Source organism: Bacteroides sp. OF04-15BH (assembly GCF_003477995.1).
GTDB lineage: Bacteria > Bacteroidota > Bacteroidia > Bacteroidales > Bacteroidaceae > Paraprevotella.
The window spans coordinates 55348-82329 of the sequence record NZ_QUEM01000003.1 but is presented as its reverse complement, the minus strand read 5'-3'; the positions used below and the strand labels follow the sequence as shown (position 1 = coordinate 82329).

24 protein-coding genes are annotated in these 26982 nt (G+C 39.7%); 5 read left to right on the top strand and 19 right to left on the bottom strand.

Annotated features, from left to right (window positions below; genetic code table 11):
* Positions 1–187 precede the first annotated feature (187 nt).
* Complete coding sequence (locus tag DXA74_RS02200) at positions 188–1882, top strand: putative transporter (protein ID WP_118525191.1); 1695 nt, start codon at positions 188–190, stop codon at positions 1880–1882.
* A gap of 132 nt (positions 1883–2014) precedes the next feature.
* On the opposite strand, the gene DXA74_RS02195 is transcribed toward DXA74_RS02200, so the two are convergent.
* From DXA74_RS02195 to DXA74_RS02115, 17 genes are all read right to left on the bottom strand, one after another.
* Positions 2015–2470 (bottom strand): lipocalin-like domain-containing protein, encoded by a 456-nt coding sequence (locus tag DXA74_RS02195; RefSeq protein WP_233550420.1) that lies wholly within the window; start codon positions 2468–2470, stop codon positions 2015–2017.
* Positions 2458–3942 (bottom strand): capsule assembly Wzi family protein, encoded by a 1485-nt coding sequence (locus tag DXA74_RS02190; protein WP_118525190.1) that lies wholly within the window; start codon positions 3940–3942, stop codon positions 2458–2460. The genes DXA74_RS02195 and DXA74_RS02190 overlap by 13 nt, the downstream gene beginning before the upstream one ends.
* Positions 3943–3970: 28 nt before the next feature.
* Positions 3971–5056, bottom strand: a complete 1086-nt coding sequence (locus DXA74_RS02185; RefSeq protein WP_118525189.1) for a nucleotidyltransferase family protein — start codon at positions 5054–5056, stop codon at positions 3971–3973.
* A gap of 120 nt (positions 5057–5176) precedes the next feature.
* Entirely contained in the window at positions 5177–6253 is a 1077-nt protein-coding gene (locus tag DXA74_RS02180; protein WP_118525188.1) for a glycosyltransferase family 4 protein, read from the bottom strand.
* A gap of 2 nt (positions 6254–6255) precedes the next feature.
* Complete coding sequence (locus DXA74_RS02175) at positions 6256–7491, bottom strand: glycosyltransferase family 4 protein (RefSeq protein WP_118525187.1); 1236 nt, start codon at positions 7489–7491, stop codon at positions 6256–6258.
* Positions 7488–8618: a polysaccharide pyruvyl transferase family protein gene (locus tag DXA74_RS02170; protein ID WP_118525186.1), complete on the bottom strand. Its 1131-nt coding sequence runs from the start codon at positions 8616–8618 to the stop codon at positions 7488–7490. Before DXA74_RS02170 ends, DXA74_RS02175 begins: the two co-directional genes overlap by 4 nt.
* 3 nt (positions 8619–8621) lie before the next feature.
* Complete coding sequence (locus DXA74_RS02165) at positions 8622–9806, bottom strand: Coenzyme F420 hydrogenase/dehydrogenase, beta subunit C-terminal domain (RefSeq protein ID WP_118525185.1); 1185 nt, start codon at positions 9804–9806, stop codon at positions 8622–8624.
* Positions 9787–10863, bottom strand: coding sequence for a glycosyltransferase family 4 protein (locus DXA74_RS02160; protein WP_118525184.1), 1077 nt, complete (start codon positions 10861–10863; stop codon positions 9787–9789). Before DXA74_RS02160 ends, DXA74_RS02165 begins: the two co-directional genes overlap by 20 nt.
* A gap of 37 nt (positions 10864–10900) precedes the next feature.
* The gene (locus DXA74_RS02155; RefSeq protein WP_118525183.1) at positions 10901–12082 is read right to left on the bottom strand and encodes an EpsG family protein; all 1182 of its coding nucleotides are present in this window, start codon (positions 12080–12082) and stop codon (positions 10901–10903) included.
* Positions 12070–13050, bottom strand: a complete 981-nt coding sequence (locus DXA74_RS02150) for a glycosyltransferase family 2 protein (RefSeq protein ID WP_118525182.1) — start codon at positions 13048–13050, stop codon at positions 12070–12072. Before DXA74_RS02150 ends, DXA74_RS02155 begins: the two co-directional genes overlap by 13 nt.
* On the bottom strand, positions 13040–13906 hold the full coding sequence (locus DXA74_RS02145; protein ID WP_118525181.1) for a polysaccharide pyruvyl transferase family protein: 867 nt from the start codon (positions 13904–13906) through the stop codon (positions 13040–13042). Before DXA74_RS02145 ends, DXA74_RS02150 begins: the two co-directional genes overlap by 11 nt.
* A 434-nt stretch (positions 13907–14340) precedes the next feature.
* Positions 14341–14649, bottom strand: coding sequence for a hypothetical protein (locus DXA74_RS02140; protein WP_147400999.1), 309 nt, complete (start codon positions 14647–14649; stop codon positions 14341–14343).
* Entirely contained in the window at positions 14591–17065 is a 2475-nt protein-coding gene (locus DXA74_RS02135; protein ID WP_118525179.1) for a polysaccharide biosynthesis tyrosine autokinase, read from the bottom strand. Before DXA74_RS02135 ends, DXA74_RS02140 begins: the two co-directional genes overlap by 59 nt.
* 26 nt (positions 17066–17091) lie before the next feature.
* Positions 17092–17889, bottom strand: a complete 798-nt coding sequence (locus DXA74_RS02130; RefSeq protein ID WP_118525178.1) for a polysaccharide biosynthesis/export family protein — start codon at positions 17887–17889, stop codon at positions 17092–17094.
* A 36-nt stretch (positions 17890–17925) separates the two neighbouring features.
* Positions 17926–18354: a BT0820 family HAD-type phosphatase gene (locus DXA74_RS02125; protein ID WP_118525177.1), complete on the bottom strand. Its 429-nt coding sequence runs from the start codon at positions 18352–18354 to the stop codon at positions 17926–17928.
* A 34-nt stretch (positions 18355–18388) separates the two neighbouring features.
* A complete protein-coding gene (rfbC, locus tag DXA74_RS02120; RefSeq protein ID WP_118525176.1) occupies positions 18389–18961 on the bottom strand; it encodes a dTDP-4-dehydrorhamnose 3,5-epimerase in 573 nt (190 codons plus the stop codon).
* An 81-nt stretch (positions 18962–19042) separates the two neighbouring features.
* Positions 19043–19546 carry a UpxY family transcription antiterminator gene (locus DXA74_RS02115; protein WP_118525175.1) on the bottom strand — a complete coding sequence of 168 codons (504 nt, stop codon included), beginning with the start codon at positions 19544–19546 and terminating at the stop codon, positions 19043–19045.
* A gap of 385 nt (positions 19547–19931) precedes the next feature.
* Between DXA74_RS02115 and DXA74_RS16255 the strand changes: the two genes are divergently transcribed.
* The 4 genes from DXA74_RS16255 to cydB are packed head-to-tail and all read left to right on the top strand — an operon-like array spanning position 19932 to position 24162.
* Positions 19932–21125: a DUF6359 domain-containing protein gene (locus DXA74_RS16255; RefSeq protein WP_158576002.1), complete on the top strand. Its 1194-nt coding sequence runs from the start codon at positions 19932–19934 to the stop codon at positions 21123–21125.
* Between the two features lie 59 nt (positions 21126–21184).
* Positions 21185–21403 carry a DUF4492 domain-containing protein gene (locus DXA74_RS02105; RefSeq protein ID WP_118525279.1) on the top strand — a complete coding sequence of 73 codons (219 nt, stop codon included), beginning with the start codon at positions 21185–21187 and terminating at the stop codon, positions 21401–21403.
* Positions 21404–21440: 37 nt separating this feature from the next.
* The gene (locus tag DXA74_RS02100) at positions 21441–23003 is read left to right on the top strand and encodes a cytochrome ubiquinol oxidase subunit I (protein WP_118525173.1); all 1563 of its coding nucleotides are present in this window, start codon (positions 21441–21443) and stop codon (positions 23001–23003) included.
* A gap of 10 nt (positions 23004–23013) precedes the next feature.
* Positions 23014–24162, top strand: coding sequence for a cytochrome d ubiquinol oxidase subunit II (gene cydB, locus DXA74_RS02095; RefSeq protein ID WP_118525278.1), 1149 nt, complete (start codon positions 23014–23016; stop codon positions 24160–24162).
* A 220-nt stretch (positions 24163–24382) separates the two neighbouring features.
* Here cydB and DXA74_RS02090 read toward each other — a convergent pair whose 3' ends face one another.
* Entirely contained in the window at positions 24383–26578 is a 2196-nt protein-coding gene (locus DXA74_RS02090) for a DUF5686 family protein (RefSeq protein ID WP_233550419.1), read from the bottom strand.
* Positions 26575–26970 (bottom strand): DUF2721 domain-containing protein, encoded by a 396-nt coding sequence (locus tag DXA74_RS02085; protein WP_118525172.1) that lies wholly within the window; start codon positions 26968–26970, stop codon positions 26575–26577. Before DXA74_RS02085 ends, DXA74_RS02090 begins: the two co-directional genes overlap by 4 nt.
* Positions 26971–26982: the final 12 nt, after the last annotated feature.

Sequence of the window (26982 nt, the reverse complement as noted above, 5' to 3'; positions counted from 1 at the left end):
ATTTTTTTGTCATTCTCTTGCCGGACAAAGTTTTTATCCTCGAAAAAAAGCTTTCCGGATTTGACCATTCGGGCAAAAAGTCGGCTTAGGCAAAAAAAGATACGTAAAAATGTTTCTTATTCTTTATTTTTGATTACATTTGCTTACTGACAAGACACAAATCAGAACTTAACAAGAAAATAATATCATGAATTGGTTTGAAAATTTATTATTCGATCCCGATTCCATAGCACACATCGTTTTGCTCTATTCTGTGGTGATTGCTGCGGGAATCTTTTTGGGAAAAATCAAGGTTTTCGGTATCTCCTTGGGAGTTACCTTTGTGCTGTTTGCCGGCATTGTGGCCGGGCATTTCGGTTTTACGGGAAATCTTTCCGTTCTTAACTTTATGCAGGACTTCGGTCTGATTCTGTTTGTCTATTTTATTGGTTTACAGGTCGGCCCCGGATTCTTTGAAGCTTTCAAGAAAGGAGGAATCGTACTCAATTGTCTGGCAGTGGGCATTGTGGCATTGAATATTGTGACCATGCTGCTGCTTTATTATCTGTTCTGCGACACAAACGATCCGCATTCCTTGCCTATGATGGTGGGTGTGCTGTGTGGAGCGGTGACCAATACTCCGGGATTGGGTGCTGCTACCGAGGCTTTGAATCAGATTTTTCCGGAAAATGCCATACCTCAGATTGCTTCGGGATATGCCTGTGCTTATCCTTTGGGTGTTATCGGTATTATCGGAGCTACAATCGCTTTGCGCTATTTGTGTAAAGTTTCTTTGGAGAAGGAGGAAGCCCGCATTGAAGCCGAGCGCGCCGAAAATCCTCATGTCAAGCCGCACAAGATGACTCTGCGTGTGACCAATGCGGCTTTGGCCGAGAAGAATCTGAAACAGGTGCGCGAGTTCCTGGGCCGGGAATTCGTGTGTTCACGTGCGCTGCATGAAGGGCATGTGAGCATTCCTACCCGAAAAACGGTTCTCCATCTGGGAGACTCCATCCATGTGGTATGTGCCGAAGACGATGCTGAGGCTATTTCGGCATTTATCGGTCCTCAGGTAACGGATATAGACTGGAACATGCAGGACAAGCCGATGGTATCCAAGAGCATTCTGGTTACCCAGCCTTCCATGAACGGAAAGACATTTGGCGAGATGCACTTCAGTTCGGTTTACGGAGTCAATGTGACCCGTATTTCCCGTTTTGGTATGAATCTGTTTGCCGACCGAAACCTGCGTATTCAGGTGGGTGACAAGATTGTGGCAGTAGGTCCGGAAGATGCCGTTGATCGTGTGGCCAATGTGATGGGTAACTCTATCAAGCGTCTGGATCATCCGAATATGGCCACGATTTTCGTAGGTATTCTTTTGGGTATCATTCTCGGAAGCCTTCCTTTTGCCGTTCCCGGCATTCCGACACCGGTTAAGTTAGGTCTGGCCGGTGGTCCGCTTATCGTGGCTATTCTGATCGGTAAGTTCGGTTACAAGCTGCGTCTGGTTACTTATGTGACCAACAGTGCCAGTTTGATGCTGCGTGAGGTTGGATTGGTATTGTTCCTGGCCAGTGTGGGTATTAAGGCCGGTGCCAATTTTGTGCATACCGTAGTCGAAGGTGACGGCCTGATGTACGTGTGGATGGGTTTCCTGATCACGGTAATTCCTATTTTGGTGATCGGTTTGATAGCCCGTTATAAATATCACATCAACTATTTCATCTTAATGGGACTGATTGCCGGTAGTACTACCGACCCTCCAGCCTTGGCCTTTGCCAGCCAGTCATCCAGCAGTGATGCTCCTTCCGTAGGTTATTCTACGGTATATCCGCTGGTTATGTTTTTACGTATTCTTACGGCGCAGGTAATTATCTTGTTACTTTGTTCGGCAGGGTGATTCCTGCTGCGGAATTAGATTAGTTGAAAAAAAGCTAAACAAGATACTATAAGTCCCGACTCGGAGACGAATCTGAACGAATCGTACCGAATCGGGACTAGTTTTTTCTGTTTTTCTATACGATTTTACCGATTAAAAACTTCTTAAAGTTAGTCGGGCATAATCTGATTCTAAGATCAATGCTTTACCATCTGCTTTGACCACTTTAAATACTGTTTCCTGAGCATTAATGCCATAGGGATTCAGATCTGGGATTGCTGCCAATTGTCCGTCATCAGACGTCGCATTCTTTCCTTTTAGATTTTTGATTATGACGATATCCTGATCCTCATCGTAGCTGAACTCTCCAAAGAAACTCTTGTATCCATTTCCTCCTAAGTCCGTTAGTTCTACCATGTGTAACTGGATACCCATATACATTCTATGGCAATCAGTTTTCGTACCGTTAGCTTTGGTTTCTACGGTCATCAACTGCCAGTAACCATCCAGATTACCGTTTATCGGCCATTTTTTGTCACATCCCCAGGTCATGCATACCATGACCAACAGCAGGCTCCATGCTGCCAGTTTCTTGGTTATCTTTTCCATAATACTCCTTCTTTTCTGATAGTAATCATTCCACCGACACTGTTGCCCAGATAATCTCCTTGATCCCAGCCTAGTGTAGCGCTAAAATTCCAGCCTTTCAACTGTTTGGGGCGGTAGCCCACTTCATAATATGACGAAAACTGTTTTTTTATCTCATCCAGCGGATTTTCATAGGTGCCCCAATGCTTGGCATACGACAATTTTACACGATAACTCCATTCTTCAGTTGGGTTACCACAGAAAGCCAGATGATTGGCTTTGGTTCTGTTACTTCGGAACATCAGGCTTCCATCCTTATTATAGATTGGTCCTGGCAGCAGCGGATTACCCATTCCCATACCCCAATGTTGCCATCCCTGATAAAAATAGTTGTTGTAGTATTTGTCGGCTGCACTGATCTGATAGTCGAATGACCCAAGGAAACCATCGTAAAGAATGGGACCGCTTTGGTCTTTGGTTGCGAGTCCTTCCCAAAGCACCTTGCTGACCCAAGGATTTTTAGGCAGAGTCACTTCCAGTCCCAAATGTCCGTCCTTCCAGCGGCCGTATTGCATGAACATCTGCGATTCATCTTCGAACATGTGTTCGTAGTAGACTCTGAATTTCCAATCTTTCCAATAATAGGTAAAGGCTGTGTTCCAGCTTCCGATAAAATTGCCCGCCACATTCACCTGATCTCCTCCCGGAGTGTTTTCTCCTCCTTCTGTAGGGATGATCATGTTGATGTAGTCCTTAAAACCATCCGGCATGTCGAAGATATCCCAACTGTTGGTCTTCTTATTCCATTTATATTGGTCTGCTCCGAACTGAGAAGAAACCAGCAGACCGATTTCAAATTCCCAGGGGCGTTTTTCTGTATTTCCGATGCGGAACATGGCCGACTTGGTGTGATACAATGTGTTCTTAACGTAAGTCTTATAGTGGGGGCGGGCAAAGTCTTCCTGCCAATTGCCATCAGTAAAGGCACCGTATGCAAAGTGTCCTTTGAAGGATAGCCATTTTTTTGTACCCGGAACCGGAACATAATCCTCTATTTCGGCCCGCACCTGAGGGACGGGACGTGCATTTCCTTCTTCCACCATGGCACCACTGCTCAGGTAGAGATCTTTGCCGAGCGGATTACGTTCCTTGCTTCCCATGCTCAGTTGCAGGCATCTCCAGGCTATATCCACATAAGCCTGCTGTACGATGATATTCTGAGTCAGGTTATATCCTCCGGCGAGATCGGCTCCTGCTTTCATTTTCCAGTGGTGGTTCATCTTTTTATTATATTCCACTCCGGCTCTCAACCATGCACTGTTTGGGTTTACACTGGAGAGTCCATAGCGGTTGGCTGTGAACCATAGGGGAGCATAATCACCTCCTCCCGCTGTGGCCGTGGCCTCTATGTGATAGGAGAGGGAGTCGCGGGTTTCTGCTGTAACACCTTGCGCAATACAGCAACTTAATAGAATTAGTTTTATAAATCTCATATAATAATAGAGTGTAAAGATAATTGCGTTACATATATCCGTTTTTCTTTCTCCAGCAGTATTGCCATAAACGAAACATGGGATTCCAAAGAACTTCATCCGGATAGCTTTTTATAAATCTCAAATTACGTTTTATTTTTCTGATGTATTTATGCAGATGAGATTCGTTTTGTTTTCGGACAATTCGTTCGTCGTATTTGCCAAAATTTCCAGCTCTCATGATTTCATCTAACAGAAATTTACCTTCTTTGACCGAAGGGGGACATATTAGATATTTGTTTTCTAATCCGAATACCTCCTGCATAATATACATAACGGCGCTGCAAAAACGTTGCATTCCAAGTTTCTGGATCCACTTATAACTGTTTTTTTTCTCTTCTTCTGAACATTCTTGTTTTAGGATATAGTAATAATCCAAAATTTGTCTGAGCCCAATCCCTTCGTCAAAAAGATGCCTGTAGATGTGCAAAAGTATATATATTCTGTTGAATTCAATAGTTGGTATGCAGATTTTTTCTTTGCTATCAGGCAAAGAAACTTCGTGTGTGAACTGTTTTTCTTTAAACTCTTGAAAAAGTTTTTGAAGTTTCTTGTTTTTGAAATAATTGTTCATCCATGAAGGAGTGAAGTGTACTTCAATATTACATGCTTTCATTACTGGGAATTCTGCATGGTGGTAAACTATTTCTTCATTAGGACAATATTTGCGTACATATTGCGTAATTTCATTTCTACTTTTATCAAGCCAGATATCAATGTCTCCCGGAGTACGTAATAATGGATTAGGATAGAATAATGCATTTCCTTGTCCTTTGAGTATTACAGTATTGAATCCGTCATTGCGGAACTTTATAGTTATTTTAGATGCCAGCTGATTTAATTCCTGATTTCTTTTTTTTATCTTTTCAACTTTGGTAAACCATTGTAATAATATGGTTTTAGGAGGACATTTTTCTTTAGGACATTTTTTTATACCTTCCAGAAGTATGCCAGTGAGTGTTTGTTGCTTTGCAAGATCATATATTTTACTCCATTCTTCTGTTGAAAGAACAAAGGCAAATTCTTCATTAGTTACAGAACATCTTAGAAGTTCTAGAAAATAGTTTTCTTTCATAATAGAGTAATATATTTTTGACAAATTTAGAATATAAATCGTTTGTTATGTGACAATAATTCTCCGATGGTTGTTCTTTAAAAAAGGGATACTTTGTCGTTTATTGCAATAGTCTGATTTTTATTTATTGTATATTTGATATATCTGTTTTGCAATATTTTGCCAGTCAAAAAGTTTTAGATCATATACCTTTCGTTTGCAAGCTAATGATTTTGCTTCAATTAATGCTGTTAATTTGTTGATACTATTAGTAGGATAATAAGAATCTTCATCTAATGAGAGTTGGCGAGTAGCTGGAATATCGCTTACGATTAAATCTAATCCATAACTCATTGCTTCTAATAATACAATTGGAAAACCTTCATTTCTGGATGGAAGTACATAAAATCCTGCATTTTGATATAGTTGGGCCAAATCATTGTTTAGCATTGTGCCCGTAAAAATGATACTGGAGTCTTGGGCTAACTTTAAAAGTTCATTTTTGTATTCTTGTTCGGTTTCAACGTCTCCAACAATGACTAATTTAAATCTTGTCTTTGATGCTTTATAAGCTTTGATAAGAATATCAAATCCTTTCTCTGGAGTTATTCTTCCAACAGAAAGAATATATTCTTTTTCTGCTAACTCAAATCTCTCTAAAATATTTTTTTGATTTGTTTTTATTGGCTTGACTACACCGTTGGGTATGTAATAACATTTATGTTTAATATGTTTTTTACATTTTTCCATTTGTGCCTTATTTACAAAAATAATATGGTCAGCACAGGCAAAAGCAATTTTTTCACTTATGCGTAAAAGTGCTTTTGCAAGATATCCCCATTTGTTGTGTTCATAGTTTGCACTATGATATGTTAATACTATTTTTATATTTCTGATTTTTAATATCGGAGCAAATAATGAAGGACCAATATTATGGATATGAACAATTTCAGGTTTGAGAAATAAACTATAAATCGTTGCAAGAAAAGAATGTATTACAGCTTCGATGCCCTTTATTTTAGTTGATGGTAAATCAATAAATGTTATTCTTTTATTTAGAGTCTTGTTCTTACTATTAATATATGCTTTCCTTCTAAATACAATGATTGTATTCTCTGTAGATATCTTTGCTATATGAGAGTATAATAATTCGCAATGCTTTTCTACTCCGCCTTGGATATTAGGAAACCCTCTTGTTCCTATAACACAAATTTTCATGCTTACTTCTTTTGAGATAAGATTCTCTTATAAAAAGAGATAAGTCTTTTATAATAACTTTCTTTACTCATATCTTCTTTTGCGTAGGCAATACAATTTTTACACAAATGAAGATATTCTTCATCTGATAGACTTTCTATTTGTTTAATAAGTTTTGCCAATTCTTTTGAATTCCCCATTGGGAATGTATATCCAGTTTCTTTTTCTTTAATAATTTCGGGAATGCCACCGATTTTACTGCCAATAACCGGAATACCGTATGAATAAGCTTCTATGATAGACATAGGATTGTTTTCATAACATTCAGATGGTACGATTATAAAATAGGCCTCTTTGATTAGCTTTGTTAATTCTTCTCCTTGTTTGTAGCCTAGTAACTCAATATTGTTTATATGGTTTTCTGAAATATATTCTTTGATATTTTTTTCCAGCGGACCAGTACCTGCAATCTTAATTGGAAGAGAAATTCCGTATTTAAAAGATTTTATGAGAGTCATAATTCCTTTTTCTTCTGACAGCCTTCCTAAGAATAGTAGATATTTTTCCTTTTTGTTTTCTACTTTCTTTGTCTGTGTTAAAGAAAAATTATGCATTACAATATGTGGAATATTCATTAAGCCTGGCATATATTTTTCATGTTTTTCTTGTGAAAATTGGCTGACATAAATTAAGCCATTCAGATATTGGCACGGATTGAAAAATTTATTTCTAAAATATTGTTCTGCAGCCATGAAGAAACTAAGAAAATAACTTCCTTTGGTACATTTGTGAGTGAAACATTTATAGAAATCTTTGCCATTGCAAGCTTCACAAATCTTGCCAAAACCATTTTTAAAGCAATATGCAGGACATACAATTCTATAATCATGTATTGTAAAAACAATAGGAATATTATATTTTTTGAGCACTGGGAATATAGATGGAGAAATTTGTCCCCACATTAAATGAATATGTGCTATATCAGGATGCGTTTCCTGAATTAGCTTTTCTATGTTCTTTGCAGCTTCTGGATAATAAAAATAGTTTCTTAAATTGATGAATTGACGAAAAATTCCCTTGCGAGTTTCTTTGGACTCAGGAAAATATTTTTCATATTTTGATGGAAGATTATTATCCCATTTTAATGTAAAATATACAACTTGGTGTCCTTGCTCCTCTAGCATGGCTCCAGTATTAAAGCAGACGGTTTCTGCTCCTCCTTTATTGTAATGATAAACATCAATTAGAAGAATTCTCATTGTTCTTTTTTATAGTTGTTGATTATACGCTCTAGGATATTGGTTGATTTAGCTCGTTCTTGTTTTATTATTTTATTGACTTCGGAATAATCAATAGGCTGATTCATTAAAGAAAAATCATTGTAATTAGTGATGATTCGCTTTTCCAACTTTGTTAGCTTGAGTATACTTTGATTTCTCGTTCCTGTTTTTGTATTAGGTAGTATTTCAATAAAGTTTTTATTGAAATTTATTGAGAATGCAGTTCCGTGGAATGAATCGGTGATAATATAAGTGGCATTTTTGATGTATGATATGAAATCTCCTATTTCAGGTAAGTATATAAACTTTCCTCCTCTTTTGATTTGGTGTAATGACGGAGAAATCCTGTATAAAGGAAGATTTGCTTTTTTCGCAAAGGCTATGGCATATTGATCCAGGATTGGGTTATTATGGATTTGATAAACCAATACATATGGTTTTTGTGTGGTTGGTTGCGTTATAAACTGAGACCACTCTTCAGCTGTTATTAGTAAAGTTGGATCTAATACCTGTCCGAAACAGGGTAATTCAAGTTTTTTCAGAATATCTACTGCGCTGTCTTCCCGAATCGTGATATGATTATAATCTTTTAGCCATTCTTTATATAGGGCTAATGTTGATTCATTGAATTCGGTCTTACCAAAGCTTCCAGCATACGAAACCTTATAGCTATTATGAGGGGTAAAACTGAGAAAATAAGCGGAGTCTGGCTTGCCATCGGCAACAGGTCCCCAAACTTGATCGCTTCCCGTCAAAAAAACGTCTGTTTCTTTTATAAAAGATGCTTCTTTGAGTTCTATATGTGAAGAAAATCGGGGAGTGAGATCAAGATTTCTTTTTCTCATTCTTGAAAATTTAATCTCTGCATATTTGTCGCTTGGGTAACGTAACAGTATATAAAGTATTTTTTTGAATATATTATTCTCCCACTCTTTTTTATACTTTAATAGAGTCGTTACTCCTTTCAGACCGCATTCATCTTTTCTTATATAATTGATTATAGAGGCTTTATGCCCTAATGATTGGATAATCTTTTGTGTAGCAATGGCTTGTAATAAGGAGCCATAGTTTGACGGTGCATGTCGGGTTATAATGGATATTTTCATAAATCATTTAAGTATTAGGTTTCTAATATCTGGTATTTTATTTATGATTTTATAAAAGACAATTGGCATGCTTGGAAGCTTCTCAAGAAGAAAAGTAAATAGGAATCTTTGCATTAAATCCAAATATCCGGCAAGTTTTATTCGCATAGAGCATGGCTTGTGGAGGTAAAAAGGGATTAATAGTTGTTTCCTTTCTATATCTTTTAAACTTAATCCTTTTTCTACAGAGCTAAATGTTTGTTCTTTTAAATGAATGCAACTGGTTGCTTTTAAAAGTTCTTTTCCTTTCTCAGAATGGCAAACAATTAAATTACATCCGTCCTTTTCGTCTTTGAGAATATTCCATGGATCCATTAATGTTAAGTCTGCGTAGTCTATGGCATACGGGTCTCCACAAATATGACATCCGGGTACAGACCATAATCTTTTTCCGAAGGGTAGTGAAGATGCTGTAGAATAGTTAATACTTTTTTGATTTATAAAGACAGAACCTGGCCATCCATTTCCTCTGTATTGAAAAGAAAATTGAGAGTCAATGCTAATAGAGGTCCGAAGCATTTTGGCTATGAATTGAGTGGATCTAATGGTTTTCTGCTGTTTACAGAATATGCAGATGCAATATAATTCTTTTGTTCTACGTTTTAAATAGTTGTAAGCGCTTTTTATTTGGCAGCTAGTTCCAATAATGAGTATTTTTTTTCCTTGAATTTTTTTTATATTTTCATTCAAAGGAACAGAATGGTATATTGAATTTGGTATTTCATTGTATTCAGGTATATTATTAGGAGTGTAAAGATATCCTTCTGCAAAGGGGAATTCGCTTGTTTTCCTTAACGTATAGACGCCATCTACAAGTTTTTTTTGTAAGCATTCTATAGCTATAGCTCTTGTAACTCCGCCGGATGAACTATGATATCTTATTTGTTTATTGTTATGATATCCAAGATAAAATATTCTGTTTTTTATTGTTTCCTTATAATTTGGAGAAACAGAATCAGAATTGGCTGGACAGAGGCGGATGCATAATTTACATTTTATACATGTATCCTGATTTATCTCAACAATGTTAAGGCCTTCTTTATTCCGCTCAAAAGAAATAGCTTGTTTCGGACATATTGCTTTGCATAAGCCACATTGTTGGCAATAGGAATATTCAAATACGACTCTATTATTTTTTATATGAAGCATCTGTTTTCTCTATGATTTTATTATAGTATTCGATATACTTCTGAGCTGTAGTTTCAATATTAAATAGTTGGCAAACTCTCTGATAGCCTTCTTCTGCAATATCAAGTCGTTCTTTGGGATTGTTTATGATATGTTCGATGCGTTGTGCACAGTTGATAGGATCATAGTTTTTAAAATAATAGCCATACCGCCCTTGATCAATAACTTCTAGCAAACTAGGGTGTTCTGATACAAGTACAGGAGTTCTTGCTGACATAGCTTCTGCTACTGTTAAGCCAAATCCCTCTCTTCTAGATGCTTGTATGGCTAAATCGTATTGAGACAGATTTTTGAAAATAAATTCTTGGCTTTTTGAACCGAGGAAGCTAATAAGGTCAGATAATTGGTATTTCTCAACGAGTTGAACTAAATACTCTTTTGAATCTCCGTCACCAATAAAATCAATATGAAAGTTTGTATATCCATTTTCTTTGAGATGCCGGGCTGCCATTATAATAATATCTTGTCCTTTTACATCATGAAAAAGTCTGCTTACTTGTACTATATTAAATGTTGATGGTTTCTCTTTGTGTTTTTTACTCTCTATTTGATTTATTGGTATGCCGTTATATACGACATCAACATGTTTATTAATTTGGGTAGTGATACTTTCTTTAACAACATTGGAGATTGCAAATACATGTGTTGATTTTGCCAGATACTTTGCGTCTGTATTGCGGCACATTGCATGTTGTGTGGTACATACTTTCTTTCTGAACGGAGGAAATATATATTTTATAATAGTAGAAGTATGTGTGTGGATTATGTCGGGATTATATTTTCGGATATAATTATTTAATTTGAGAATGTCCAATATATTCTTCGATTTGACTTTTCTCTTAATACAGTGGAATTTTACTCTTGGATCGAGTCTTTTTACGAGTTTTGTATCAACAATATCATTAATAGTTAATACATGGATTTCGTGATTTTCTTTGATTTGTTCATTGACTATATTGATTAGCATGGTTTCAATACCACCGTATCCCATGCTATATGTTATATGCAATATTTTCATATTTAATTAAGGCAAATCTTTTGTAAAAGAGTTATTTTTATTCTTTTCTAAATGTGTTCAGATAGTTTCTTCCATGAGCATCCCAAATAAACAGCATTTGATTGTCTCGTAGATTATCTCTGATAGCAATAGATACATTTGGCCATAGTGCGCATAAATAACTTATTAACATGATTGCTTTTATCGGAGTACGTAATCTTTGTATATTTTTGAATGCGTGAAAGAATAGAATACCTCCACAGATTGAATAGAAGAAAACTAATACTCCTGATAGTCGGTTTAATATTTCTACTTTAAGGAATAATGGACTGACTATTGCCCCGATCACAAATAAATTATAAATAAAAATCCCTTCATGATATTTTTTCATACATTTTAATCCCCAGAGCATGGCAGGGATATATGCTATTGCCAGTCTGATACTATTACTTATTGTCAAGTTTATAACACCAATGTTTCCAAAGTTTCCAGAAATAATGTCTTCGGTAGAGTTTAGATATAAATTGAGTCGAGGATCAATACTTCCTAAACCTAATTTTAATAGAATATTACTAAAGGTTACAATGAAATTTAGATATGATAAATTAGATACAAATAGTGTTACTAAAAATAATGGAACTGATATTTTGGGCGGGATGCCTTTTTTAGATAGGAGTTTGTGCAATGCAATAAACGGAAGTAGGGTAGTAAAACCTATATGAGTGAGACAGGTTATTACAATAAAAAATAGACTTTTATATGTTTTTCTTTCCAGGTAATAATGGAGAAACAAAAGAAAGAAGCTGAATGCCAGATACCAACGGATAAACATGTTATTACCATATAATTCAAAAAGAACCAGTGGTAAAACATATTGTATAGCTTGCTTGTAGCGTTTTATAAACAGAAACGTACAGAATATGAGAAATGCGGATTGGAAAAAAATAAAAAGGTAGTATGGAATGCCTATATTATAGCAGGTATAACAGATAAGTTTAAAAATAAATTCGTAATCTTCAGAATTAAAATTCTGACCAATATTTATATATCTGAAGTAATATTCATTATAATCAATTTCTCTACCAAATCGTAGTCCTTCTACTATAGCAAAAACTGCAATAGGAAAAATCGCATATTTCCAGTAATGTTTGGGTGACTTAGATATTATATAACCAAATAATAGGAATATAGCGAATTCAAGAAGTTTTAAACTTGTATAGATTAAATTTATTTCCGACATGACTTTTTTAATAAGTAAAATTTATTAAGAATAAAAACGGCTATATCTAGAACTCTAAAACTAAATGGCAACAAGAAAAAAACAAACCTGTTTTTTTCTAATTTGCAAAGGTTGATGTATTGATATACACTTTTTAAAAAGGAATATATTTCCTTTCTATCGCAATATCGGGTTTGATGATAAAATTGAATAACATACCATGTGAAGATGGCAAATTCGTTACTGGTCATAGTGCGGTATAATTCACACTCTTTGTTATTTTGACAAAGTTTAAGTAGACTGTTTTGCACTTGCTTTTTCCAGTCTAATATATCTGTTGGATTATAAAATTTTTTGGTTAGATGGCTGTTGTCAATTCTATAATTATAGTCATATTCTTTTATGGTACATAAGGATTCTGATTTTTCTAGAAAATTAAGAACGAAAATCAGGTCCTCATTTAAACTGCATTTCTCAGGAAATCTGAGGGTATTTTTCTTTATAATTTCAGTTGAGTAGCATTTACTCCAAGGGTTGTTTAAATATGTACCTATTTTGCAGAGAACGTCAAATCTTTCATTTCCGATTGTGTAGCTTGGTTCTAAGATAATGTTTTTTGAGACGTCTTTTTCAATAATTCTGCATCCTTGAATAACCATATCGGCAGATGGGGCTTGATGGAAATTTTCCAACCATCTTCTGTTTATAGTATCATCAGAATCAATAAAGCATATATATTCACCATTAGCATATTGGATGCCATAATTTCTAGCATGAGAAACGCCCTGATTGTTTATATGAAACACTTTGATTCTGGAATCCAGTTCTTTATAGGTCTCACAGATTTTTTTAGAATTGTCAGTACTTCCATCATTGATAAGCAGTAATTCGAAATTGCTATAAGTTTGGACTAATATACTTTTGATACAATTCTCTAAGTATTTTTCGCTATTATATATTGGTACAATGATTGAAAACTTACTTTTCATTCTGAATATATTTTTTAGGAAAACATTCTAGTAATTCTTTTTGGATTATTGAAATGTCTTTTTGCGGGAGTGATTGCAGATTATGTCTTTCAAACAGTTCCATCCATTTGTCATTAACTATGTAGTCATTAAAATCCTTAATTCCCTCATAGGTTTCAATATCTACAGATGAAAAATAATCTTTAAACTTAAAACCGTCTGTATCAATTTCTCCCTTTTTAATCCATAGAGCTGGAATTCCATACGAATGTGCTACAATAATTCCGTGGAGTGATGTAGAAAGGATGTAATGACATTGCGTAATTTCTTCAACAGTTTCTTTTATATTCGTCGTGTTCAGATCAATAATTTTATAATTGGGATATTCTTTTTGAAACACTTGTGTCTCTTTAAAATGTGGTATAATCCCTAGTTTGTATTTTTTTTGAGAGATAGGTTTAATATATAGAGGTAAAAGCATACCCGGATCTCCAAATGCTTCACAGTGGAAGGTACCAAATTTTTTAATCTTATTGTATGAAAATTTACCTCTTAGTGCATATACATTTCCTCCATGAAATTGTTCGTTTTCATTCATGAATCCGGCTCCCCAAATGTCTGAGTATTTATTTCCTAACGAAAGTACAGAACCGATAGCTATTAGATTTTTTTCATTGGGTAAAAGAATTGATTTTATTGATTTAAAATTTCCTTGTAATAGATTGATGATGATGTGTTTGATATAATACTTTTTGAATATAATCTTTCGGCTTTTTTGTATAATATGCTTGTTGTGCGTGATTTGAGAAACAATAAAGGGGCTTAGGGCATCGCCAAAGTTTTTTCCGTTATAATATAAAAGTTTGATTTTTTTCATTTTAAATTTTTCTTAGCAAAATTGAATGCATATATTTTTTTGAGAAAATTTCTTATTTATTTTCATAGTGTATATCACTGTGTATACGACTGAGATTTGATTATCACTCAAGAATATAGCGCATTTTAATATTATGAAAACTTGTCTTATCTAACAATTAAATTATGAGTAATTTGGGAATGTGAGGTATATTCATCTTATTACGGCTTCGCCGCTACCTGTCACAGTTCTTATGACAGATAGGATGAGATAAATGCTAATAAATAAAAATACCTCAAATAATTGATAAGCAATAAATTCCTATTAGCTTTTTTGAAATCAATTAAGTGAGGCTGCTTGTTTAAATAGAAATAATGTTGAATTTTAGTTCAGTATAAACATTATACTACAAAGATACGTATAAATCAGGATAAATGGAATTTTTTAGTCGTTTTTTAAGATTTCATGATGCTTCTTCGATATTGATGATTAGCTATAGTCAATATCTTAAAAACATCTTCTGCTGATGCTTTCGGGGAAATATTTTTAATAGACGAAAAAATCTTCTCAATGATTTTGCAAAATGTTCCTGATGAAATTGCAAAATGTTCCTGATGAATTTTTTGAGCCGTCACCGCTTGCAAACTCATTGAATACAACAGAAATGGGACTGCATCTTTCTGAGACAGTCCCATTAAAGCGTTTTTATTTCTTCTTAAACGGATTTTTTCTCTTTTTTGAGGTATTGACATCTTCATATCCATACCCGTATCCATATCCGGATTTTCCGTATCCATATCCGTACTTCTTTCCGTATCCGTAGGCGTAGCTATGCTTACGACGGTTTAGATCGATACCGTTGAGTACTGTGGCTACCTGAGGGAATTGTTCATAGTCACGAAGAGTATTGATGAATTCAAATCCTGCTTTAGGAGTAACATCGGCACGGCATACATAGACGCAGATATCAGCGTTTTGAGCGACTAGAGCACTATCGGTTACCATGCCGATAGGAGCTGTATCCATGATGATATAGTCATACTTGTCTTTCAGCATGGCAATGGCCTGAGGCAAAACATTACCAGACACTAGCTCAGTAGGGTTCGGAGGGATTGGACCGCCAGGCAGAATGTCCAGATTTGGGGTGACATCTGATTGCTGGATCATGTCGAACAGGTTTACTTCTTCCGGATTGCTCAGATAAGAAGTAATACCATCAGCACGGCGTGACAGGTGGAACACCTTGTTCAAACCGGGTTTACGGATGTCCATACCGATAATAATGACCTTTTTGCCCATGAGAGCCAGACTGACAGCTGTATTTCCGGCAACAAAAGACTTTCCTTCTCCCGGTTGGGTAGAAGAGAACATAATGACTTTCTGATCTTTTTTGAGCAAGAACAGCAGATTTGTTCTCAGAGAACGGAATGCTTCCTCCATAATACCGTTGGCATTTTCATGTACCACAATAGCACCACCACTGCCAGGTTTTTCTCCGATTGGCAGTTCTGCCAAGATCGGCACATCAGTAATCTTACGGATGTCATCTGTGTTTTCGATCTTATATTGCAGTAAATCTACCAGATAAATCACACCGAATGGAAGTCCCATTCCGACAATCAGTGAAATAAGCATGATTATCTTTTTTCGGGGAGAGACCGGTCTGTTTGCAGCCAGAGCTTCTTCAACGATACGGCTGTTATTGGCTGTAGAAGCCAGAGTAATGGCGTTTTCCTCACGCTTCTGTAACAGAATGGTGTAAAGCGTTGCCTTGATTTCCCGTTGGCGCGAAATGCTGATCAGTTCTTTTTCCTGTTGAGGAGCATCGCTGATTCGGTTCTCGAACTTTCGTGCCTGAAGGTCTAACTGGTTTTTGGTAATCATCAAGCCCTCGAGAACACTGGCCACAGTGGTGCGCACATTGCGTCGGGTGGCTTCGATGCTTACATCCAGATTGGCAATCGTCGGGTTTTCTTCAGATGAAGTGCGCAACAGTCGCTTTCTTTCAATAATCTGAGCATTATAGGTGTTGATGACATTGGTCAATGTCTTGTCTTCCAGACCTACGTTGCTGGGGATGACATCTTCGCCAAACTGTGGATTGTCGATGTAGTCGCGCAGGAACTCAACCAGACGGATCTGGGTTGAATTGTTGACGCGCGCTTTGTTGTATTCTGAATTTTCCTTCAAGGCAAGTTCAGCGTCACTGGACAGGTTGGTCAGGCCGGAACGTTGCTTGAAATCAGCCAGCTCGTTTTCTGTATTGCCCAGCTCTTCGCCAATCAGTTGGATGCGCTTGTCAATAAACTCACCGGTTTTTTCCGCAATCTCATTCTTTTCGTCATTGGCATCCTTGTTGTACATGGCTACCAGAGTGTTGATGAAGTCCACGGCTCGGGCACGACTGGTAGATTTCATGGTCAGCTGCGCAATAGTTGTGGTCTTTGAGGTCGCTTCAATGGCAATACTTTTGCGATAGCCGATGGCAACAGCTGTAGGCGACTGAATGGTGCTGACAAAACTTGTGGGCATTTCCTCCAGCATCTCTTTGGAAGCGTCCTTGAGGTTGGGGTTCTCGGTTACTGTGATAACACCTACCGGAGTGTTGATTACTTGTGGGAAGCTGTTGATGGTGGCTTCCTGCTTGCATTCTTCCTCGTTTTTCCAATATTTTATGTCTGCCTTCCACTTTCCGGCTTCTTTTTGCTGGAATTTAAGTGTGATTCCTCCGGACAGTTTGTCAGCTTCTTCGGGAGTCATATAAATATTGAACGGGGCTGTTTTGTAAAGCTCCCGGGTATAGGACAGAGTGCGTGGTTCGAAATAGCTGATATAGAGGTTTTGAGCAATCACCACCTTCTTCATGAGGGTGCGTGAATTGAGTATCTCTATTTCGTTGTCAAAATTGTTGGTCATGGAAATCATACCCATACCGCTTAAGGAAGCCAGTGGGTTCTGTGAAGAAAATCCACGCTTATTGTCTTCCTTGATTAATACGGAAGCATTAACCTGATAGACGGGAGTTGATTTACGAATGTATAAATAGCCCAAAACCAAAAACAGAATAATACTGGTCAGGAACCAGGGCCAGTAGATTAAATATTTAAATACCAGGGCATAGAGATTTACTTTTTCTTCTTTTTTGTCCTGGTTGTCATCAATCAAAAAATCGTCTGCCATAAAAATACAGGGGATTTAGAAGTTGTTTATTTTAGGATATTGAAAAGCAAGCTGACAACGGATACCATGGTCGAAGTTACGGAAATCCACAATGAAGTGCTGCTTCCTATTTCTGAGTTTTTGGCTTTTGTACTGTTCGGAGTGACATAAAGGATGTCATTCTGACGCAAATAATAATAGGGCGAAAGAATCAGGTTGGCATCATTCAGGTTAAGCTCCACAATTTCCTTGCGGCCGATGGAGTCTTCGCGAATGAGCTTGACGTTGTTTCGAATACCGTAAACCGTCATGTCGCCCGCCATGGCCAACGCCTCGAGTACATTGACTTTCTCGTTGCTGACCGTAAAGGTTCCCGGCCGGGCAACCTCTCCCAATACGGAAATCTTATAGTTGCTCATACGTACATTGACAATAGGAGTTTCTTTCAGATATGTGGAGAGTTTTTCTCGAATCAAATCTTCTGCTTCTCCTTTGGTCAGTCCTCCCACCTTCAAACGGCCAAGAATCGGGAAATCGATTTCTCCGGTGTTGCTGACCAGATATTGTTGGATGGTCGGTTGGGTTGTTGTATAGGTATTCTTGTTTGCTACATTGATAGGAGTCTGCATGGCCAGATTAAAGGGAGCTGAAACCTGCGGATCTGTAGTGTTTACGGTAATGGCCAAAAGGTCTTTTGGCATAATTTTTGCATCATATAAGGGCAGATGCTGTGCCGCATTGCTTATCTGCTCCGCATTCTGAAAGTAAGGTACCTGTTTGTAGGAAGTGCAGGACGCAAACATCAGAATGCCGAGTAGAGCATAAAGAAATCTCTTGATTTTCATAAAATAGGGATGTGGGATTTTTGATTTTTGGATAGCTTATTTGCCGAACAGACGACCGAACAGTCCTTTCTTTTTTTCCTGTGGCTCTTCGTTTTCGTAACGGTCCATCAGATCTTCATAAGACAGTCGTTTGCTGACCATTTCGTAAATGGTTCCCCAATCGGGAAGTCCGCCTAAGTTACGGTCGTCTATAAACAAGTCGGCTTTGAGCTTGCGGGAATAGTGCTTATGCTCCTGTTCTTCTTCCGGATAATCTTTATTGACGGCATAGAACTCCAGACCGCGTTCCCGGCAAAAGTCTACCGCTTCCTGAAGGAGTTTGCCTTCGCGTACACTCCACAGAATCAGCTTGTGGCGGTCGTCACGTAATTTTTTTAAAGTCTCGATGGCAAACGGAATCTCGCGCCCGATAGCCGGGTATTTGTGTTCTACGATTGTTCCGTCAAAATCTACTGCTATAATCATATTTTACACTTAAAATCAATGATTGGATTTTCGTTTATTGATAAAGGTCTTCCTGATAGTCAAAAAGCCATTCCGCTTCTGCCAGTGTAGGATGTTTCTTGTCTTTCTCGGACAGGATGATAGAGGCTGGATCCAGTTTCCAGTCAATGCCCAGCGCCGGGTCGTTCCATGCTATGGCTCCTTCGCTTTGGGGAGCATAGTAATTGTCGCATTTGTATTGGAAAATGGCTTCGGGGCTTAATACACTGAAGCCATGTGCAAATCCGCGAGGTACAAAGAGCTGCCGGTGATTTTCTTCAGAAAGTTCTACGGCTACATGCTTGCCGAAAGTAGGAGAACCCTTCCGGATATCAACAGCTACATCGAGTACACAGCCTTTGATGCAGCGCACAAGTTTGCTTTGGGTAAAAGGAGGCTTCTGGAAATGAAGACCACGCAATACTCCATAACTGCTTTTACTTTCATTATCCTGAACAAATGAAACTTTTCTTACATTTTCGCAGAATACACGTTCGGAAAAAGATTCAAAGAAATACCCTCTGGGGTCCGTAAAAATCTTTGGCTCAATAATAAAAACGCCATCCAGTTCGGTCTTGATTATTTGCATCACGTTTTCGTTTTTATATTAATGTCGCAAAGGTAGACAAAAAAACAGAGCAAGGCAATTAAAAAGAATTAAAAAGAATTCCTATTCCTCAATCTTCGAAAGGTAGCCTATCGGAATTTCTACAGTGGCATAACCCAGCTGAGGAATGCGGATTCCTACCTCATGTTTTCCGCTTTGCTGGAACAGTTCACCTTCGAGGCCCTGCAATGGTCCCTTGACCACGCGAACCCGGTCGCCTGGTGTAAGTAAATCTTTACAAAAACTGATAGCCGTATCCGAAAAGTCGAACATGAAAATGAAGCGTTCCATCTCTTTGTCCGGAATTACTGCGGGATGTCGTGTGCCGCGTAGAGTCAGATAACTCAATGCGGAGGGGTCCTGTAGTAATGCAATGCGCTCAGCTTCTTCTACATGTACAAAAATCATCATGGGAATGACCACTTGTTCGAGCTTTTTCTTACGATCGGACCATTGGCGTATAACGGTTTGAACCGGAAGAAAATGCTCGGTGCCCCATTCGCTCAGGCGTTTTGCCAGCTTCTTCTCATGGTGCATTTTGACATAGAGAGCATACCATTTTTTCATGTTAGAGAACTCTTTGTTTTACATATCGACTACAAATATAGGCTTTTTGGCTATTTAATGCGATGTTTGATGCAACTTTTTGCTAAAAATAAGTATTTTTGCAAATAGGATTTTTGATGTTTTAAAGTAGAATTGTTTATAAAATAGTGGAATTATGTGGGAGTATTTCCTGATCGGCTGGACTTGTTTTGTTCTGCTGGTATTTCTGCATTTGATATTTGATTGCTTGTATTACTACAGTAATTTGCCGAAGAATATCCGGAAAATAATCCGTGCTTTTACAGAAGAATAAGCATAATCTGCAATTTGTGTAAATAAGTGCACGGGGAGTCTGTTTTTCGTTTTGTGGTGACAAAAGAAGGGCAGATATGAATACCTTGTGTGCATGAAACAGATTATTTTACCGATTTTTCTTTACATTTTTGTGGGACTGACTTTGGGCTCCTGTGAGAGGGTCAGTTTCCCGGAACAGGGAACAGGGGAAGATGAGCCCGCTTTAGAGGATACGCTGGTGGTGGATACCACCGGCGCAGGTACTTTGTATGCTCCCGCAACTGTGGCTGATATTCTGAATAAGCCTGATGAATATCTGGGATTTTCTTGCTGGGTGGCCGGTTATATTGTTGGTTATACGGAACGGACCATGAAGAATGCTGCCTTTACGACGGAGGGAGCAGTGCAGAGTAATATTCTTTTGGCCCAATACCCGTGGGAACAGGATTATGAGTGCTGTGTTCCGGTTGAGCTGAAGACAGACAAATGGAAACAGAGCATCAGCCTGGCTCATCGCCCGGAGAATCTAGGGAAACGGATTGCAGTGCATGGTCTGGTCAAGACGTATTTTAGTGTAACCGGAGTTCGGAGTATTGATGGTGCAAAATGGTTGGAAAGCGAGTCTTTTCCTGATGAACCGGATGAACCTCAGATACCGGAAGAGCCAGAAGAGCCCCAGCAGCCGGAGGACCCCGAAGACCCCGATCTTCCCGATGAACCGGAAGAGCCAGAGAATCCCGAGACTCCCATAGAGACTTATTTTATTTCCGTAAATGACGTGTCTTTACAACAGGTAAATCAGAAATCCGTTGTTGCAGTAGGAGCACGTTATATGCTGGGCACAGTGCCGGAATATGGACGTATGGCTTTTGTCGGTTTGTCCTTGAAGTATGGTAAGACTGTGAAGTACAGGCCTGTATTGCCCGCAGAGGGAGAGCATGACTGTTTTTATACGCAAGAAAGACAGATGCCCGCCATATTCTTGTTGGAACAGAGCGAAAATGGATTTCGGTTGCGTGATGAACTGACCGGAGGCTATCTGGCTTATGATGTCCGGGGAGATGCAAATTCCATATCCTGGATACCTTTGTACACTTTATTGTCAGAAGATTTGGATGAGCACTTTTGCGCAGATTTCCTGATTCATGCCAATGAAACCGAAAAACAACTGGAAACCTCTGTAAAAATAAAATTTTCGGCAGTCGATAGCCGTAACGGTTTGTTACGTTATAATTCCGGAGGGATGAATTTTAAACTCAACTATGCGGAAAATGGAGGCAGTGTTTGTTTATATCTGCTGAAATAGTTGTTTCTCGAAAAAAAGTATATATTTGCAGTTGGAACCAACCATGAATTGTAATGTATATAAAAAAATGTTTTTTAAAAGTGTGGTCTTTTTATTATGACGGTTTCCGGGAAATGACTTTGGGACGCGTCTTATGGGCCATCATTCTGATAAAGCTATTTATTATGTTTGTGGTGCTCCGCGTGTTTTTCTTTCCCGATTTTGTGGCTACACATGCAACAGAAGGCGATGAGGCCCGGTTTGTGGGCGAGGAACTGATGGAACGCAGGGCGCCTTAGTAGAATCTTGATTTATCTAACTGCAAATTTTGTGTATATGACTGAACCTATTGAACTGTCTTTGATTGACTGGTCTCGAGCGCAGTTTGCTCTGACCGCTATCTATCACTGGCTTTTTGTTCCGCTTACTTTGGGACTGGCGGTGATTATGGGAGTGATGGAAACCCTCTATTACAAATCGGGGGATGTTTTCTGGAAGCGCACAGCACGCTTCTGGATGAAATTATTCGGTATTAATTTTGCCATCGGTGTGGCCACTGGATTGATTCTCGAATTTGAGTTTGGCACAAACTGGAGTAATTATTCGTGGTTTGTGGGCGATATCTTTGGGGCACCGTTGGCTATAGAAGGAATTTTGGCCTTCTTTATGGAGGCGACTTTCATTGCGGTCATGTTCTTTGGCTGGAATAAGGTGAGTCGGGGATTCCATTTGGCTTCAACCTGGCTTACCGGACTGGGAGCAACGATTTCGGCCTGGTGGATTCTGGTGGCCAACGCCTGGATGCAGTATCCGGTGGGTATGGAGTTCAATCCGGATACCGTACGCAATGAAATGGTGGATTTCTGGGCCGTAGCGACTTCACCGGTAGCCGTAAACAAATTTTTCCATACCGTGATTTCGAGTTGGGTATTGGGCGCAGCCTTTGTGGTTGGTGTGAGTGCCTGGTATCTTTGGAAGCGTCGGGAGAAGCGGTTTGCTCTGGAAAGTATGAAGATTGCAGCTTGTGTAGGACTGGCGGCTACAGTGCTTACTGCATGGACCGGCGACAAGTCCGGTTATCACGTGGCGCAGCATCAGCCCATGAAACTGGCTGCCATGGAAGCTTTGTATGAAGGCCAGAAAGGAGCATCACTTGTAGCCATTGGTATCCTGAACCGTACGGAGTCCGGTGAAATCAATCCGGAAAAGCCTTTGGTGGCAGGAATTGAAATCCCGAATATGTTGTCTGTATTGGCTTATCGGGATAAAGATTCTTATGTGCCTGGAATCAATAACCTGTTGCAGGGAGGATATGCTCTTCCGGATGGCAGCATTGCATTGTCTGCGCAGGAAAAGATGGAGCGTGGAAAGCGTGCGATTGCTGCTTTAGGTGCCTATCGTCAGGCTAAGGCTGATAAGGATATGCAGCGTGCTGAGCTTGAGTTGGCAACGCTGAAGGAGAATATGCCTTATTTCGGATATGGTTACATTCATGAACCGCAGGATTTGGTTCCTAATGTGACTTTGAATTTTTATGCTTTCCGAGTTATGGTCGGATTGGGCGTATATCTGATTCTGTTCTTTGCCGGTATTCTGTTTTTGGTGTATCGCAAGCGTTTGGCTGATTTGCGCTGGGTACAGTGGGGCGCTATGCTCACCGTGCCTTTGGCTTATCTCGCTTCACAAGCCGGTTGGGTGGTGGCCGAATGTGGCCGGCAGCCGTGGGCCATTCAGGATCTGCTTCCTGTGAACGCGGCTATTTCCAGTCTGGAAACGTCTTCTGTCCAGACCACTTTCTTTATATTTTTAGTATTGTTTACGGTGTTGCTGATTGCAGAAATCAGAATTATGATCAAAGCTATTGCAGCCGGACCGGAAAAGGATGTTGAATCTGTTTAATGGATGGAATATGATGGACTATGCATTTTATCAAGAATATTGGTGGTTCCTGGTTTCTTTACTGGGAGGATTACTTGTGTTTCTGCTGTTTGTGCAGGGAGGAAACGCTCTGATTTTTTCTTTGGGGCAGAATGAGCTGGAACGCAAGATGATTGTGAATTCTACGGGGCGGAAATGGGAGTTTACCTTTACCACTCTGGTTACTTTCGGAGGAGCATTCTTTGCTTCGTTTCCGTTGTTCTACAGCACTAGTTTCGGAGGAGCTTATTGGCTTTGGATGATTATTCTGTTCAGTTTTGTCTTGCAGGCTGTCAGTTATGAGTACCAGAGCAAGAATGGAAATCTTTTGGGACGAAACACCTACCGGGCCTTTTTGGTACTGAATGGTTTTGTCGGTCCTTTCTTCTTGGGATGTGCGGTTGCGACCTTCTTTACCGGATCAGATTTTGTGGTTAATAAAGAGCAGTTGCTGACACAAGGTATGCCGGTCATCAGTGTCTGGGGAAATAACTGGCACGGACTGGATGCGCTGGCTAATGGGTGGAATATTGTTCTCGGTCTGGCTGTAGTCTTCCTCTCCCGAGTTCTGGGTGCCTTATACCTTATTAATAATATCCTTGACGAGGGGATTAACCGTAAGGCACGGCGTGCGGTGCTTTTCAATACTGTTCCCTTTTTGGTTTTGTTTCTGACTTTTGTCATCCGCCTTTTCCTGACTGAAGGTTTTGCTGTCAATCCGCAGAGCGGTGTCGTCTTCGTGGAACCGTTCAAGTACTGGCATAATCTGCTGGCACTTCCGGCGGTGGCTGTCCTTTTCCTGCTGGGAGTAGCGGGAGTGCTTGGAGGTATTGTCGGATGTGTGCTGAAGCCGGATTTCCGCAAAGGTATCTGGTGGACCGGTACCGGTACGGTCTTGGCCGTCTTGGCCTTGCTTCTGCTGGCCGGATATAATCATACGGCCTATTATCCTTCGGTAACGGATCTGCAGAGTTCCTTGACTTTGTCAAACAGTTGCTCCAGTGAATTTACTTTGAAGACCATGTCTGTGGTATCTTTGTTGATTCCGTTTGTCTTGGCTTATATTTTCTATGCCTGGAGAAGTATCGACCGCAAGAAGATTGATGCTCAGGAGATGCAGGAAGATGAGCATACCTATTGATTATTTGATGACTTGATACTGAAACGGGTGGGGCAAAACTAGAATGACTACTCCTCAAGGTTGCAGATTATAACTATAATATTAAAAAGGGCTGTATCAAACTCTGTATTGAGAATGATGCGGCCCTTTCTTTAGTCTTTTAGGGTGCTCAAATTTCATTTTGACAAACCCTCTTCCCATATTGTTACTTCTTAGTTTTTGTAGATACAGATTGATTGGATCAGTTGAAAAGTTCAAAGGTAAATTTATATCCGAATCCGAATCCCGACGACTGATTATAGGACAAGAACAGTCCGGTGTCGAAGATAAAGGTGCTGATGCCATAACCCAGTTCTATATGGGCTGGCAGGTTACGCATGGTCAGGAAATTCAGATAGATGCGTTCGTTACGGATGTGTCCGGTGTATTTTCCGATATGGCTCACCAGCATAAAAGGAGCCTCGAAAGCGGTATTAAACCGGAAGTAATAGCTCGAAGCATTGTACCACCGGCTGTCCAGATTCTGAAATCTTCCTCCAATGTCGTCGGTCCACCCCTCGGGCAGCGTGTTGTCACGCAAGTTGGCAAAATCCACGAAATAAGTTTCGCGTTGGTTGGTAAATCCGCCGCCGCCAATCCGGTAGCTCAGTTTGCTACGCACTCCAAGACGTACGGTGTGCTGTATCTCCGCTTCTATTCGTTCATACACACCGGTGCTTCCGAATACCTTGTTCAGTCCGCGTTCATAATCGAGAATGAAGGTCGGGTAGCGTGAAGACAACCGTATCTTTTTGCGGTTACTGATGTAATAATACATTCCCGGTGTCCATTCGATGCGTATGTTCGGGGCAAAGCTGACATATTGTTTACGGATGATGCCGATAATCTCATTACTGGCATTGTTTTGTCCCTGAATGTGGAAAACACCTTCGGGAGTAAACACAGGAGGTTTGATCGGGGTACGCCGGTGCATGGTCACACCGGTAATCAGGTCAAAGCCATTGAACAGTTCTATTTTGTTTTTTACCTGAATGTTCAGGTCCGTAAAGTAATTCAGGTTCAGAAAATCAAAATTGATGGTCGTATCCGCCATATTCTGAATGTCTTCCAGCACATCACTGCTGTAGATACGGTTTCCGTTACCTACGCTGAACTCCAGATTTCCATTGCGCATCGGGGCATAATTATAATTGGAAGTCAGTTGCCAGTAGAACTCCTTGCGGGTGAAGTTGTAACCCAGACGGGCGCGGAAGTCTATGGACTGAGCGTTCCGGAACTGGTTTCTGTAACGCAGATCCTGGCGGTAGGCCAGTCCGTTGCCTTTGCTGTAGCTGAACAGCAGAGGGTTCATAAAAGGTGTACAACGGAAGGAGCCGAATTGTTCCGCATTCCATTGGTAGTCCTCAATGAAGATATTCCCCAGATACTTCCATACCTTGTCGCTTCTTTTTTCTTTCTGTTTGACAGTATCCTTTTTGGCCTGCCGTTCCTGATAGTCTTTGTAGATTACCTGTTCGTAAGATTCCAGGGGGATGGAACGCAGGCTGTCAAATGCCTGCTCGCTCCGTTCGTAGGCCGAAGGATCGCAGGTGAGTGTAAAGTTTGCCGAAAGGTTGTAGTCCGGTTTCTTTTTCTTTTCGGTGGTGATGTCCCGATAGTTCAGGTGAGCTCGATACCTTCCTCTCAGTTTGTTCCAGGCCAGTGCATACGATGCCTCTATGTCATAGCTCTCCGGGAGATATTCTGTTTTTGTTCCCGGTTTTCCCATGTCTATGTGGCATTTGAACTGCAACAGATCCGAGCGTCCTTCAAAGACAATGCGGCGCACGCTCCATGAACTGTCGTTGATGACCATCTGTCCCTTTACCAGTTGATAACTTTTGTTTTTGGGGATAAAAGACACGTGATATAGGAAACGGCTCAGAGTGTCCGTCGTGATAGAGTCCAGGCGGTAATTGTAATGCCGTGTGCTTTTGGGAGCGAGCGGAGACAGAAGCGCGTCTCCGACCAGATAAGGCTCGTATATGTTTATGTTGAAGTAGTTGATCACTCCCGGTATGTTTTTGTGGTCGCGCAGTGTGCCGTTGATATAACGGATCTTCTGGTCATAGATGGACGGATATGTATAATGAATGTCCCGGTATGTTTCCAGCATATACTGCGTGATGCCTTTTTCGCTGCGCAGCACCTGAGGTAGATAGCGGAACAGCAGATTCTTCTTGTCAATATTCAGAAGGGCGCGTACATACATATTGGCTTTATATTCCTGAATGGTGTCCTTGTAGACGGGAGCCACTCTGTAAAGCTGTTTGAGCAGCGAGTCTATCGAGGTGGTGGGTGTCTGGCTATAGCACACGAAGGGGCACACGATCAGAAAAACCAGAAGCAGCAGTCTGATCATGTTCTTTCCGGTGATATGAAGCCAGAAGAATTTCATGAATTCTCCATATCCTTCAGGTGAATGTCAAGAGCCTGAACCGAAATGTGGATTTCCCATACTGAAAGACCCAGCGAAATGATAAGCAGTAAAAGAGCCATTCCGAATACATAAATGGAGAGCAGGTGCATTCCCACATAGATGAGAAACATGCTCACCACACAGAGCAACAGGCTGCTGATACCGGTTATCTGCATGCTGCGGGTCAGATAAAGACGTTTGCGCAGATTGCTGATCTGTGCGGCAGTCACGTCAGAATGTTGCTTCATATACTGTTCCTTGAGAGTACGTATCAGTTGGGCGTACGACAGGAAACGGTTGGTATAGGCCAGCATAATCAGCGAGATGGCCGAGAAAAGTAATGCCGGAGTGGCCAGATTCAGTTCTTCCATAGAGTGTTCCTA

Bases quoted from the DNA above. Each gene is read 5' to 3' on its own strand.
- DXA74_RS02150 (WP_118525182.1), bottom strand. From the start codon at position 13,050: ATGAAAAGTAAGTTTTCAATCATTGTACCAATATATAATAGCGAAAAA.
- DXA74_RS02155 (WP_118525183.1), bottom strand. From the start codon at position 12,082: ATGTCGGAAATAAATTTAATCTATACAAGTTTAAAACTTCTTGAATTC.
- DXA74_RS02160 (WP_118525184.1), bottom strand. From the start codon at position 10,863: ATGAAAATATTGCATATAACATATAGCATGGGATACGGTGGTATTGAA.
- DXA74_RS02200 (WP_118525191.1), top strand. From the start codon at position 188: ATGAATTGGTTTGAAAATTTATTATTCGATCCCGATTCCATAGCACAC.
- DXA74_RS16255 (WP_158576002.1), top strand. From the start codon at position 19,932: ATGAAACAGATTATTTTACCGATTTTTCTTTACATTTTTGTGGGACTG.
- DXA74_RS02135 (WP_118525179.1), bottom strand. From the start codon at position 17,065: ATGGCAGACGATTTTTTGATTGATGACAACCAGGACAAAAAAGAAGAA.
- DXA74_RS02145 (WP_118525181.1), bottom strand. From the start codon at position 13,906: ATGAAAAAAATCAAACTTTTATATTATAACGGAAAAAACTTTGGCGAT.
- DXA74_RS02170 (WP_118525186.1), bottom strand. From the start codon at position 8,618: ATGAAAATATCCATTATAACCCGACATGCACCGTCAAACTATGGCTCC.
- DXA74_RS02185 (WP_118525189.1), bottom strand. From the start codon at position 5,056: ATGAAAGAAAACTATTTTCTAGAACTTCTAAGATGTTCTGTAACTAAT.
- DXA74_RS02140 (WP_147400999.1), bottom strand. From the start codon at position 14,649: ATGGATATGAAGATGTCAATACCTCAAAAAAGAGAAAAAATCCGTTTA.
- DXA74_RS02090 (WP_233550419.1), bottom strand. From the start codon at position 26,578: ATGAAATTCTTCTGGCTTCATATCACCGGAAAGAACATGATCAGACTG.
- DXA74_RS02190 (WP_118525190.1), bottom strand. From the start codon at position 3,942: ATGAGATTTATAAAACTAATTCTATTAAGTTGCTGTATTGCGCAAGGT.
- DXA74_RS02100 (WP_118525173.1), top strand. From the start codon at position 21,441: ATGACTGAACCTATTGAACTGTCTTTGATTGACTGGTCTCGAGCGCAG.
- cydB (WP_118525278.1), top strand. From the start codon at position 23,014: ATGATGGACTATGCATTTTATCAAGAATATTGGTGGTTCCTGGTTTCT.
- DXA74_RS02115 (WP_118525175.1), bottom strand. From the start codon at position 19,546: ATGAAAAAATGGTATGCTCTCTATGTCAAAATGCACCATGAGAAGAAG.
- DXA74_RS02165 (WP_118525185.1), bottom strand. From the start codon at position 9,806: ATGCTTCATATAAAAAATAATAGAGTCGTATTTGAATATTCCTATTGC.
- DXA74_RS02180 (WP_118525188.1), bottom strand. From the start codon at position 6,253: ATGAAAATTTGTGTTATAGGAACAAGAGGGTTTCCTAATATCCAAGGC.
- DXA74_RS02125 (WP_118525177.1), bottom strand. From the start codon at position 18,354: ATGATTATAGCAGTAGATTTTGACGGAACAATCGTAGAACACAAATAC.
- DXA74_RS02130 (WP_118525178.1), bottom strand. From the start codon at position 17,889: ATGAAAATCAAGAGATTTCTTTATGCTCTACTCGGCATTCTGATGTTT.
- DXA74_RS02085 (WP_118525172.1), bottom strand. From the start codon at position 26,970: ATGGAAGAACTGAATCTGGCCACTCCGGCATTACTTTTCTCGGCCATC.
- DXA74_RS02195 (WP_233550420.1), bottom strand. From the start codon at position 2,470: ATGGAAAAGATAACCAAGAAACTGGCAGCATGGAGCCTGCTGTTGGTC.
- DXA74_RS02175 (WP_118525187.1), bottom strand. From the start codon at position 7,491: ATGAGAATTCTTCTAATTGATGTTTATCATTACAATAAAGGAGGAGCA.
- rfbC (WP_118525176.1), bottom strand. From the start codon at position 18,961: ATGCAAATAATCAAGACCGAACTGGATGGCGTTTTTATTATTGAGCCA.